7 protein-coding genes and 1 riboswitch are annotated in these 12,052 nt (G+C 64.6%); of the genes, 3 read left to right on the top strand and 4 right to left on the bottom strand.

What is annotated here, in order from left to right; all coding sequences use genetic code 11:
* Positions 1 to 41: 41 nt before the first annotated feature.
* From QQM37_RS14350 to gcvP, 4 genes are all read right to left on the bottom strand, one after another.
* Complete coding sequence (locus tag QQM37_RS14350) at positions 42 to 1,400, bottom strand: IS256 family transposase (protein WP_285728301.1); 1,359 nt, start codon at positions 1,398 to 1,400, stop codon at positions 42 to 44.
* A 105-nt stretch (positions 1,401 to 1,505) separates the two neighbouring features.
* The gene (locus tag QQM37_RS14345; protein ID WP_285728300.1) at positions 1,506 to 2,939 is read right to left on the bottom strand and encodes an L-serine ammonia-lyase; all 1,434 of its coding nucleotides are present in this window, start codon (positions 2,937 to 2,939) and stop codon (positions 1,506 to 1,508) included.
* Positions 2,940 to 2,958: 19 nt separating this feature from the next.
* On the bottom strand, positions 2,959 to 4,122 hold the full coding sequence (gcvT, locus tag QQM37_RS14340) for a glycine cleavage system aminomethyltransferase GcvT (protein WP_285728299.1): 1,164 nt from the start codon (positions 4,120 to 4,122) through the stop codon (positions 2,959 to 2,961).
* A 9-nt stretch (positions 4,123 to 4,131) separates the two neighbouring features.
* Positions 4,132 to 7,047: an aminomethyl-transferring glycine dehydrogenase gene (gcvP, locus tag QQM37_RS14335; RefSeq protein ID WP_285728298.1), complete on the bottom strand. Its 2,916-nt coding sequence runs from the start codon at positions 7,045 to 7,047 to the stop codon at positions 4,132 to 4,134.
* Positions 7,048 to 7,184: 137 nt separating this feature from the next.
* A riboswitch (glycine riboswitch) is annotated at positions 7,185 to 7,278 on the bottom strand.
* A gap of 228 nt (positions 7,279 to 7,506) precedes the next feature.
* Between gcvP and glgX the strand changes: the two genes are divergently transcribed.
* The 3 genes from glgX to mgrA all read left to right on the top strand — a co-directional run bounded on the left by glgX (position 7,507) and on the right by mgrA (position 11,955).
* Positions 7,507 to 9,807, top strand: coding sequence for a glycogen debranching protein GlgX (glgX, locus tag QQM37_RS14330; RefSeq protein WP_285728297.1), 2,301 nt, complete (start codon positions 7,507 to 7,509; stop codon positions 9,805 to 9,807).
* On the top strand, positions 9,807 to 10,856 hold the full coding sequence (locus QQM37_RS14325) for an NYN domain-containing protein (protein ID WP_285728296.1): 1,050 nt from the start codon (positions 9,807 to 9,809) through the stop codon (positions 10,854 to 10,856). The genes glgX and QQM37_RS14325 overlap by 1 nt, the downstream gene beginning before the upstream one ends.
* A 61-nt stretch (positions 10,857 to 10,917) precedes the next feature.
* Positions 10,918 to 11,955 carry an L-glyceraldehyde 3-phosphate reductase gene (mgrA, locus tag QQM37_RS14320; protein WP_285728295.1) on the top strand — a complete coding sequence of 346 codons (1,038 nt, stop codon included), beginning with the start codon at positions 10,918 to 10,920 and terminating at the stop codon, positions 11,953 to 11,955.
* The last annotated feature ends 97 nt before the right edge of the window (positions 11,956 to 12,052 follow it).

Raw genomic sequence — 12,052 nt, 5'->3', positions numbered from 1 at the left:
GAGCCTGTCAAGTTGTTTGTGTGTGGGGTCGGGAGTCATTTTTAGTTGAGGTAGGGTTCGAGTCGTTCGGGGTAGGTGATGCTCAGGACTCCCAGGGCCTGGATCCAGCCAGCGGTGGTTGCCCCTTCGACGAGGTGGTTGCCGGAGGATTCCTTGTCGGTGGTTCTGGTTTTCTGGCGTTCTTTGGCGCGTTTGTCTTCGATGTTGCAGATGGCAAGCCAGAGCAGTTTCACTGCGGCCTGGTCGTTGGGGAAATGGCCCCGGTTCTTGATGATCTTGCGTAGTTGGTAGTTCAGGGACTCGATCGCGTTGGTCGTGTAGATGACTTTCCGCAGCGCCGGTGGGAAAGCCAGGAAGGGGATGAACCGTTCCCAGGCGTTTTCCCAGGTCTTGAGAGCTGCCGGGTACTTTTGTCCCCATTCCCCGGCGGCGAATTCCTCCCGGGCCGTCAGGGCCGCTTCGATGGTCGGGGCGGTGTAGATGTTCCGCAGGCAGGCCGCGACCTTTTTCCTGTCCCCGTAAGCGATGAAGCGCATGGAGGCCCGGACCAGGTGCACGACACAGGTCTGCACGGTTGTATTGGCCCAGGTCGCCTGGATCGCCTCGGGGAATCCGGTGAGCCCGTCGCAGCAAGCGATCAACACGTCTTTGACACCGCGGTTGGCTAGCTCCGCGCAGACCCCTGCCCAGAACTTCGCCCCTTCGGAGGCCTGGATCCAGATCCCGAGCACGCGTTTGACCCCGTCAAGATCCACGCCGACCGCGATGTGGGCGGCTTTGTTCTTCACCTGATGCCCGTCCCGGATTTTCACCACGATCGCGTCCAGATACAGGATCGGGTAGATCGGATCCAGCGGCCGGGACTGCCAGGCCATGACCTCTTCGAGGACGTCATCGGTGATCTTGGAAATCGTCTCGCGGGATAGCTCGGTACCGATCGTCGATTCCAGGTGGTGTTCGATGTCCCGGATCGTCATTCCACCTGCATAAAGGCTGATGATCATGTCATCGAGCCCGCCAGTGCGCCGTGAACCTCTTGGAACCAGTTGCGGGGTGAAAGTGCCCGCCCGGTCCCGCGGAATGGCAAGACCAACGTCTCCGACCGTGGAGGCCACCGTTTTGGGGTAGCTGCCGTTCCTGGAGTTCGGTAGCAGCCGGGCAGCAGGATCACCCTTTTCATACCCCAGATGATCGCTCAGTTCGGCCTGCAGGCCCCGTTCAAGCACCGCCTTGATCATCAGGTTCAGGAACCCGTCCTTGCCATCGATCTGAAGCCGGCCAGCATCAATCTGTTCCATCAGCTCATCAAAGGCACCCGAGGCCTTCAGCGCCTCGAGGTCCCCGGCCGCGGCAACCTTTTCCGCGAGTTCCGCACCGAGCTCTTCATGGGAATCAATCATGGACAAAGTGTTCTCCAATCACACGAGGACCGGAACCCCTACACAATCCATCTGACACCCTCGATTTGAACGACGCTCGAAGCGTCTGAACGCAGCCGCCCGGTCCTAGCACTCCACGATGTTGACCGTGTTGATGGCCAGGCCACCCATGGCGGTTTCCTTGTATTTGGAGCTCATATCCCGGCCGGTCTCCCGCATGGTGACAATGACCTCGTCCAGGGATACCCGGTGATCGCCATCGCCCCAGAGTGCCATCTTGGCCGCGTTGATCGCCTTCGCCGCCGCGATGGCGTTGCGCTCGATGCACGGAACCTGCACCAGGCCACCGATCGGATCGCAGGTCAGGCCCAGGTTGTGCTCCATGGCGATCTCTGCCGCGTTCTCCACCTGAGTCGGCGTCCCGCCCATCACCTCGGCCAGCCCGGCGGCCGCCATGGACGATGCCGAGCCCACCTCGCCCTGGCAGCCCACCTCCGCGCCGGAGATGGAGGCCTGCTCCTTGTAGAGCACCCCGACGGCCCCGGCCGCGAGCAGAAACCGCACCACGGCGTCATCGACCGTTGACTGCTCCGCATTGCGAACGCCATCTACATAGTGGGTGGCATAGAAGAGCACCGCCGGAATGATGCCAGCAGCACCATTGGTCGGCGCCGTGACAACCCGCCCGCCCGAGGCGTTTTCCTCATTGACGGCCAGAGCGACCAGGTTGACCCATTCTTGCCAGAACTTGGGATCGCGGTCTGGATCCTCGGCACGCAACCGGGCATGCCAGGCGGGAGCACGACGGCGCACGTTCAGGCCGCCGGGGAGCAGCCCCTCGCGCTGCAGTGAGGAGTTCTTGCAGTCCTCCATGACATCGTGGATGTGCAACAGGCCCTGACGGATCTCCTGTTCGGTGCGGTGCACGCGTTCGTTGGCCAGCATGACGGAGCTGAAGCCACCCCCGATCGTCGCGCAATGCTGCAGTAGGCTCGCAGCCGTCCGGAACGGATAGGGCAGTTCCGCGGAGGAGCTCTCCAGCTCCTGCCGTTCAGCCTCCTCCTGCCCCTCGCGCACCACAAAACCGCCGCCTACCGAGAAGAAGGTCGCCTCGTGGAGCACGGTTTCGTGGAGTACAGGGTCCTGTGTCGTTCCGCCGGTACCGAAGACCGTGAATCGCACCCCGTTGGTGTGCCGTTCCAGGACCGTCAGCGGGTGCAGGATCATGTCCTCCACCCGATACGTCAGGGCCCGGCTGCCGCCCAGAAGAATCTGCCCGCTCTGGTCTATCGCGGCGAGCCTTTCTTCCACCTGGGCCGGCAGAATCTCGTCCGGCTGGTACCCCTCCAGACCCAACAGAATCGCAGTGAAGGTGCCGTGGCCGCGCCCGGTGGCCGCCAGAGAGCCGTAGACGTCCACGCGCAGACCACCAACCTGTTCCAGCAGGCCGAGCTGGCGCAGTTCCGCGGCAAAGAGGGCGGCCGCCCGCATCGGCCCCACCGTGTGTGAACTGGACGGGCCGATGCCGACCGTGAAGAGGTCGAAGACGCTGATGGCCATGAGTGCTCCCTGAGGGCTGTTAGCGGGACCGGGTGTAAAACGGCAGGGACACGACCGTGAACGGCTCGGTCTTGCCCCGCAGATCGACCTGCAGCTCGGTTCCGGGCTGCGAGTATTCCTGGCTGACATAGGCCAGCGCCACAGGGTAGCCGAGGGTAGGGCTGGGCAGCCCGGAGGTGACTTCACCGATCTGCTCACCCGCAGCCAGCACCGGGTAATGGCTGCGGGCCGCACGGCGTCCCTGGCCCTGCAGGCCCACCAGAACCCGGGTCCCGACTGGATGCTCGGCCCGGTCTGCCTTGATGTGTGCCAGAGCCGCTTTGCCCACAAAATCGCCCTCTTTGGCGGTCTTGGCGGGCGCCAGCGAGACCACCGGCCCCAGTCCAGCCTCGAAGGGATTGCCGTTCAGGCCCAGCTCATTGCCGTAGAGCGGCATCGCCGCTTCCAGCCGCAACGAGTCCCGGCTGGCCAGTCCGCAGGGGATGACCGCCTCATCCGCGTTCAGCAGGGCGTTCCAGAGCTGCGGAGCCTGGGCATTGTCGATGTACAGCTCAAAGCCGTCCTCGCCGGTGTACCCGGTCCGAGCCAGCAGCACGGGCAACCCCGCGACCTCCACCTCGGTGGCGGCATAATATTTGAGCTCACGGACGTCCGCTGCCTGCTCAGCGGGCACCAGGGTGAGCAGAATCCGCTCCGCCTCCGGCCCCTGGAGTGCGATCAGCGAGGTGCTGGCCGAGGCGTTCAGCAGCTCGACGTCAAAGCCACCCTCGGCCCCGGCGGCGGCCCGGGCCACGAACTCGGCGTAGACGGCATCGGCGTTACCGGCATTCGGCACCACCAGATACACCTCGTCGCCCTCCGCCGTGGCCGGGCGCCGGTAGCTGATCAGGTCATCGATGATGCCGCCCTCAGGAGTACAGATCAGCGAATACTTGGCCTTGCCCACCGGGATCGCAGACAGATTCCCCACCAGCGCATAATCGAGGAAGGCGGCAGCCTGCGGTCCACGGACCCAGATCTCGCCCATATGGGAGAGGTCGAAGAGGCCCGCAGCCCGGCGGACCGCATGGTGTTCGGCCAGCTCGGAAGAATACTTCAGCGGCATATCCCAGCCACCGAAGTCGGTGAAGCTCGCACCCAGCGCGGCGTGCTCGGCGTGCAGTGCAGTTTCTTTCAGAGTCATCCGTGGCTCCTAGTTCTCAAAGGATTCGATGGGAGGGCAGGAGCAGACCAGATTGCGGTCCCCGGCGGCACCGTCAATGCGCCCGACCGGTGGGAAGTACTTGTCCTGCCGCAGGCTCGGGACCGGGAACGCGGCCTGCTCGCGGGAGTAATCGCGGTCCCAGTCAGAGCTGACCACGGCGGCAGCGGTGTGTGGAGCGTGACGCAGCGGGCTGTTCTCCACCGTGAAATCGCCCTGCGCCACCTGCTCGATTTCCGCCCGGATGCTGATCATGGCGTCGATGAAACGATCAATCTCACCCAGATCCTCCGACTCAGTGGGTTCCACCATGAGCGTTCCTGCCACCGGGAAAGCCAGGGTGGGGGCGTGGAAACCGTAATCGATCAGACGCTTGGCCACATCCTCCGCCGTGACACCGGTCCGCGCCGTCAGCTCGCGCAGGTCCAGGATGCACTCGTGCGCCACCAGACCACCCTCTCCGGTGTAGAGCACCGGGAAGTGCTCGTTCAGCCGGGAGGCGATGTAGTTGGCGGCGAGTAGCGCCGCCTGGGTCGCCTGGGTCAGGCCCTCGCCGCCCATCAGCTTCACGTAGGCCCAGGAGATCGGCAGGACGCCGGCGGAGCCGTATTTCGAGGCGCTGATCGCCACGCCCTTACCAGCCTCGTGCGCTGATTTGTTGGCATCGGAGGGCATGAACGGTGCCAGATGCGCCTTCGCTGCGACCGGGCCGACGCCGGGGCCACCACCACCATGCGGGATGCAGAAGGTCTTGTGCAGATTCAGGTGCGAGACGTCGCCGCCAAACTGCCCCGGCTGAGCCAGCCCGACCAGCGCGTTCAGATTGGCGCCATCGATGTACACCTGGCCACCGGCCGCGTGCACGGCGTCGCAGACCTGGCGGACGTCGGCATCGAACACTCCATGGGTGGAGGGGTAGGTGATCATGATCGCGGCCAGTTGCTCCGCATGGGCATCGATCTTCTGCTGAAGATCCGCATGGTCGATCGTTCCGTCCGGAGCGGTCGCCACGACCACGACCTTCATTCCCGCCAGCACGGCCGATGCCGCATTGGTCCCGTGGGCGGAGGCAGGAATCAGGCAGATGGTGCGCTGCTCATCCCCGCGCGAGAGGTGGTAGCCACGGATGGCGAGCAGGCCGGCCAGCTCGCCCTGTGAACCGGCATTGGGCTGGATCGAGACCTGGTCGTAGCCGGTGATCGTGGCCAGTTCCGCCTCCAGATCCTCGATCAGTTCCCGCCAGCCCGCCGTCTGAGACTCCGGGGCGAAGGGGTGGATGCCCGCGAACTCCGGCCACGAGATGGCCTCCATCTCCACCGTGGCATTGAGCTTCATGGTGCAGGAGCCCAGCGGGATCATCGTCCGGTCCAGGGCCAGGTCCCGGTCCGAGAGCTTACGCAGGTAGCGCAGCATCTGGGTTTCCGAGCGGTGCGCGTGGAAGACGGGGTGCGTCAGGTAGTCCGAGGTCCGCAGGAGGTTGGCGGGGATGGAGCCCTTCTGCGGGGACGAGATGGAGACATCCTGCCCCACTTCGTTACGCCCACCGCACCGGGATGTCTCCATCTCGTCCCCGCAGAAGACAGCGGCTACCTGGGCGACGGTGGCGGTGGTGGTGGTTTCGTCGAAGGAGATGCCCAGGGTGTCGGCGTCGATGGGGCGCAGGTTGAGCCCTTGGGCTTCGGCTGCCGCCAGGAACTCTGCGGCACGGCCGGGCACCTTCACGGTAAGGGTGTCGAAGAAGGTCTGGGTGGGCACTTCGAGGCCCGCTGACCGGAGTGCGGCTGCAAGGGAGGCTGCGTGGCGGTGGGTGCGCTGGGCGATCCACTTCAGGCCGTCCGGGCCGTGGTAGACGGCGTACATGCTGGCCACGATCGCCAGCAGGGCCTGCGCGGTGCAGATATTCGAGGTGGCTTTCTCCCTGCGGATGTGCTGCTCGCGGGTCTGCAGCGCCAGACGGTAGGCCGGGGTGCCGGCATCGTCCTTCGAGACCCCCACCAGACGCCCGGGCAGCGACCGCTCCAGGCCCTTGCGGACAGCCATGTAGGCGGCGTGCGGCCCACCGAAGAACAGCGGGACGCCAAAGCGCTGGGCGGAGCCGACCGCAATGTCAGCACCCAACTCTCCCGGCGGAACGATCAGGGTCAGGGCCAACAGATCGGCGGCCACGGTGACCATGGCACCGCGATCCTTCGCCTCGGCGATCAGCGCTGCATGATCGTGCACGGTGCCGGAGACGCCGGGCTGTTGCAGCACGATGCCGCAGAGATCGCCATACTCTGAATCCGCTGCAGGCAGCCCCTCGGCTTCGAGGTCCCGGACCAGTACCTCGAAGCCGAGAGCCTCCGCGCGGCCCTTCACGATCGAGATGGTCTGCGGCAGGACGTCGGCATCGAGCACGATGACGCCGGAGTCGTGTTTCTTGTTCGCCCGCCGCATGAGCAGGACGGCTTCGGCGACGGCGGTCGCTTCGTCGAGCAGCGAGGCGTTGGCGATCGGCAGGGCCGTGAGATCCTCCACCATCGTCTGGAAGTTCAGCAGCGCCTCGAGTCGGCCCTGCGAGATCTCCGGCTGGTACGGCGTGTAGGCGGTGTACCAGGCGGGGTCTTCGAGGATATTGCGGCGGATCACCGGGGGCGTGACCGTGTCGTAGTAACCCTGTCCGATCAGCTGAACGGCCGTGGTGTTTTTCGCTGCGAGGGCGCGGAGTGCGCCAAGCACCTCCACCTCGCTCAGCGCGGGCTGCAGGGTCAGCGGTGTGTGCTGGCGGATGCTCTCGGGCACCGCGGTATCCACCAGTGCTTCGAGGGAATCGTAGCCGACGCTGCTCAGCATCCGGGCGATGTCGGCCTCCCGGCGGGCGCCAATGTGGCGGTCAACAAAAGCGGGTTCAAACTGGGGCGTGAGCATCGGAACTCCAAAGGTGGGTGCGTTGGCACGGACTGAGTTCCTCCCCGCTCTGTTCGTGGACCTGAGAGTTTTCGCGAGTTCCGGGGAATCGCCTGCACCGTCGGTGAGCCCATTGCTGGGCTGCTTTCCAGAGTTGCCTCATCGCTGCGGTACAGGGGCCTGAGAGATTCCCGGGAAGGGTTTGCTCCTACGGCGTCTGACACGGGGTCAGAACTCTCCCGCTGCGGATCGTCGGCTGTTCAGTTATCGACCTCGATTATCTCACGATTTTTGCTCTTCACGTGGCTAGGATCACAGCCATGATGGTTGGCTGGTGGAGAGGAACTTTGCGACCGCGGCGTTCGCCAGCTGAGACGAACCCCTGCGCGAAATGCCGGACCGGTAGTCTAAGCGCAAGTGCTCCGGCCATTCCGGTCGGGCCACCGTGGAGCAGCAGCATGATGGAAGGGGGCGGACCGAATGGAAGTGTGGCCTGGATCGGCGTACCCCCTGGGGGCGAGCTTTGATGGCACGGGCACTAATTTCGCGATCTTCAGCGAAGTGGCCACTGCGGTATACCTCTGCCTGATTGAGGAGAGCGACGGTATCCCGACCGAGACCCGCATCCCGCTACGGGAGGTGGACGGTTACGTCTGGCACTGTTATCTGCCGCAAGTGCAGCCGGGGCAGAAATATGGCTATCGAGTCGAAGGCCCGGACAATCCGGCGCTTGGGCAGCGGTGCAATCCGAACAAGCTCCTGCTGGACCCTTACGCCAAGGCTGTCTCCGGGGAGATCGACTGGGATAACGCGCTGTTCAGTTACGACCATGCGGACCCGTCCAAACCCAACCATCAGGACTCGTTGCCGCATATGATGCTCGGCGTCGTCGTCAATCCCTTTTTCGACTGGGACGGTGACCGCAAGCCCCGCACGCCCTACCACCGTTCGCTGATCTACGAGGCACACGTCAAGGGCCTCACTCAGCTGCATCCGGAGGTTCCGGAGGACCAGAAGGGAACCTACGCCGGGGTGGCGCACCCCGCGGTGATCGCGCATCTGAAGAAGCTGGGCATCACCGCCATTGAGCTCATGCCGGTGCATCAGTTTGTGCAGGATGACACTCTGCTGGCCAAGGGCCTGCACAACTATTGGGGCTACAACACCATCGGCTTCTTCGCCCCGCACAATGCGTACTCCGCTGCGGGCGATGCCGGCCAGCAGGTTCAGGATTTCAAGGCGATGGTGCGCACGCTGCACCGGGCGGGCATCGAGGTGATCCTGGACGTGGTCTACAACCACACGGCCGAGGGCAACCAGATGGGCCCCACCCTGAGCTTCCGTGGTATCGACAACGCCGCCTACTATCGCCTGGTGGATGACGATCCGCAGTACTACATGGACTACACCGGCACCGGGAATTCGCTCAATGTGCGCAACCCGCACGCCCTGCAACTGCTGATGGATTCGCTGCGCTACTGGGTCACCGAAATGCACGTGGACGGGTTCCGCTTCGACCTGGCCTCCACGCTGGCCCGTGAGTTCTACGATGTCGACAAGCTCTCCACCTTCTTCGAGCTCATCCAGCAGGACCCGGTGGTCTCCCAGGTCAAGCTCATTGCTGAGCCGTGGGACGTCGGTCCCGGTGGCTACCAGGTGGGCAACTTCCCGCCACAGTGGACCGAATGGAACGGTAAATACCGGGACACCGTGCGGGACTTCTGGCGGGGTGAGCCCTCCACCCTGGGCGAATTTGCGTCCCGACTGACCGGTTCCTCCGACCTGTACGAGCATTCCGGCCGTCGGCCCGTCGCCTCGATCAACTTCGTCACCGCGCATGACGGCTTCACCCTGGCGGATCTGGTCTCCTATAACGAGAAGCACAATGAGGCCAATGGCGAGGACAATAAGGATGGCGAGAGCCATAACCGGTCCTGGAACTGCGGCGTGGAAGGGTCCACCGAGGATGCCGCAATTCTGGCTCTGCGCGCCCGGCAGCAACGCAATTTCATTGCCACCATGCTGCTTTCGCAGGGGGTGCCGATGCTGGCCCACGGCGATGAGCTGGGCCGTACCCAGCACGGCAACAACAATGCCTACTGTCAGGACTCTGAGCTGACCTGGGTGCACTGGGATCAGGCGGACACGCCGCTGATTGAGTTCACCGCGGCGCTGAGTGCTCTGCGGCGCGACCATCCCACCTTCCGGCGCTCGCGGTTCTTCGACGGCAAGCCCGCCGACCCGCGCACCCACCCGCGTGGGCCCGAGGACGGTCTGCCCGACATCGTCTGGCTGGATCTGGACGGGACGCCGATGACGGCTGAGGACTGGGGGAACGGCTTCGGCCGCACCATCGGCGTGTTCCTCAACGGCCAGGCCATCGCCGGCGTCGACGAACGCGGCCACCGGATCACCGACACCGACTTCCTGCTCTACTTCAACGCTCACGATGACGAGGTGACCTTCACGGTGCCGCCCGCCGAGTATGCGGGGGGCTGGGATGTGGTGATCGATACCGGGGGCATCCATGGTGCGAGCACCGAGGTGCTGGCCGGGGCCGGTCTGACCGCCACGGCCAGGTCGCTGCTGATTCTCCGTGCCCATCTGGAAAAGCCGGAGCAGCCCGATCATTCGGTGAGCGCCTCGCTGTCTGCCCGGGAGGCTTCTGCGTCTGAAGCCCCTGAAGCCCCTGGTCGCGAGGCTCTTGTCACTGAGGCTCTTGTCACTGAGGCTCCTGTCACTGAGGCTCCGAAGGATACTGTCGCGAAGGGTGCTCTCTGATGAGCGAACAGACTGTCATTTTTGTCGATGCGGGGTTCCTGTTGGCGGCCGGCGGACAGCGGGTTCTTGGCAGTTCACTGCGGTCGGCGGCGACCGTGGATTTTCAGCGCCTGGTGGAGGGCATCCAGGCCGCGGTGGCGGAGCACAGCGGCCTGCCGATGTTGCGCACGTACTGGTACGACGCCTCCAAGGACGCGCTTTTCACTGAGGATCACAAGCGCCTGGGCCTGTTGCCCGGGGTGAAGGTCCGACTGGGCCGGATCTCCTTCAGCGGCGAGCAGAAGGGCGTGGACATGAAGCTCGCCCTGGACCTGGTGGGCATCGCCCGGAACCGCGCGGCTACCACAGCCTATGTACTCTCGGGTGACGACGATCTGGCTGAGGCGCTAGAGGAGGCCCAGGATCTGGGGCTCAAGGCCGTGCTGGTGGGGATTTCCACCGACGCCAACCGCTTTGGGCTGCTCTCAGCCGCGGAGCATCTGGCACTGCAGGCGGACGAAATTCTGGTGCTGCCGGATGAACTTCTGGAGGCGACGTTTTCCGGGCGGAAGGTGGCTCCCTCGGAGAGAACGGGTGCGGAGGGGGCCAGTCTGGAGGGTTCCGGCACGGAGGCTGCGGCCGCGGCACCAGCGGTCGGAAGTCCATCCGGAGGCCCGAAGCCCGGGCCGGGCGCATCTTCGGGGACTCATCCAGGCGGCGCACCGGTGACCACTGGCTCGATGCCTCCGGTTCCCCGGCCCACGTCATTGCGCCCCTATCTCGCCAGCGAACCCGGGGCCTCCCTGGTCTACAGTTCCGAGCACAGCCAGGAATCTCTGTATCTGGTGGCGCAGGAGGTCGGTTCCCGGGTGGCGGCGGCCGTCTATTCCAGCATCACTCAGGCCGAGCTGGAGCAGCTGATGGGGGAGCGGCCACAGATTCAGCCGGATATCGATCGGAGTCTGCTCAAGGACTGTGCCGCCCGGATGGGGGAGCTGAGCACCAGCCGACTCTCGGTCAAACAGGCTCTCCGGACGGCGTTCTGGGACAAGCTCGACGAATTGTCCTGAGTATGTCCTGAGCGGTCCCACCGGGAGGTCTGGAGGAGGCCTGTCGTGAGACGATGAGCGCATGACCTACATTCCTGCTGAATCCCGTTATGACCAGATGCCGTACCGCCGGGTGGGCCGCAGCGGCCTGAAACTTCCCGCGGTATCGCTGGGCCTGTGGCACAACTTCGGTGATGACAAGCCCTTCGAGGTCCAGCGCGCCATCCTGCGCCGTGCTTTTGACCTGGGCGTCACCCACTTCGATCTGGCCAATAACTACGGTCCGCCCGCAGGGTCAGCAGAGGCCAATTTCGGCCGTCATCTCCGTGATGATTTCCGCCCCTACCGCGATGAGCTGGTGATCTCCACTAAGGCCGGGTACCACATGTGGGACGGCCCCTACGGTGAGTGGGGATCCCGGAAGTACCTGCTCTCCAGCCTGGATGCCTCGCTGAGCCGGATGGGCCTGGAGTACGTCGACATCTTCTACAGCCACCGTCCGGACCCGGAGACCCCGCTCGAGGAGACCATGGGGGCTCTGGACCACGCCGTCCGCTCCGGCAAGGCCCTGTATGCGGGCATTTCCTCTTACACGCCGGAGCAGACCCTGGAGGCCGCCCGGATTCTCAAGGAACTTGGCACCCCGCTGCTGATCCACCAGCCGAGCTATTCGCTGCTCAACCGCTGGACGGAGAATGGCACGCCGAATCTCTATGAGGCGCTCGATGAGGTCGGTGCCGGAAGCATCGCCTTCTCTCCGCTGGCCCAGGGCATGCTCACCGACCGCTATCTTGCCGGGATTCCGGCGGATTCCCGGGCGGCCCGGAACCACTTCCTGAGCGAGTCGGCGCTCACCGAGGAGAAGATGGCGCGGGTCCGGGGGCTCAACGCCATCGCTGCTCAGCGTGGTCAGACTCTGGCTCAGATGGCCATCGCCTGGATTCTGCGCGAGCAGCCCAAGGGTTCGCCGGTCACCTCAGCGCTGATCGGGGCCTCGAGTGTCAAGCAGCTGGAGGACTCGCTGGGAGCCATCGACAACCTCGGATTCAGCCAGGAGGAACTCACTGCCATCGACGAGTTCGCGGTCGAGTCGGATATCAACCTCTGGGCCCAGAAGTAACCTTCTTCCGCCCCGCCCGCGTTGGTCCCGACCCGTTAGCCCTCCTCCTACCCTTCGCCGAGTGTCGAGATCATGCTGTTTTCCAGCGGTTTTCCAG

The organism is Psychromicrobium xiongbiense (assembly GCF_030271165.1).
Taxonomy (GTDB): Bacteria; Actinomycetota; Actinomycetes; order Actinomycetales; family Micrococcaceae; genus Renibacterium; species Renibacterium xiongbiense.
Note: the sequence above shows the minus strand (reverse complement) of the source record. Positions and strands in the feature narration are given on the sequence as shown.

Bases quoted from the DNA above. Each gene is read 5' to 3' on its own strand.
- QQM37_RS14350 (WP_285728301.1), bottom strand. From the start codon at position 1,400: ATGATTGATTCCCATGAAGAGCTCGGTGCGGAACTCGCGGAAAAGGTT.
- QQM37_RS14345 (WP_285728300.1), bottom strand. From the start codon at position 2,939: ATGGCCATCAGCGTCTTCGACCTCTTCACGGTCGGCATCGGCCCGTCC.
- gcvT (WP_285728299.1), bottom strand. From the start codon at position 4,122: ATGACTCTGAAAGAAACTGCACTGCACGCCGAGCACGCCGCGCTGGGT.
- gcvP (WP_285728298.1), bottom strand. From the start codon at position 7,047: ATGCTCACGCCCCAGTTTGAACCCGCTTTTGTTGACCGCCACATTGGC.
- glgX (WP_285728297.1), top strand. From the start codon at position 7,507: ATGGAAGTGTGGCCTGGATCGGCGTACCCCCTGGGGGCGAGCTTTGAT.
- QQM37_RS14325 (WP_285728296.1), top strand. From the start codon at position 9,807: ATGAGCGAACAGACTGTCATTTTTGTCGATGCGGGGTTCCTGTTGGCG.
- mgrA (WP_285728295.1), top strand. From the start codon at position 10,918: ATGACCTACATTCCTGCTGAATCCCGTTATGACCAGATGCCGTACCGC.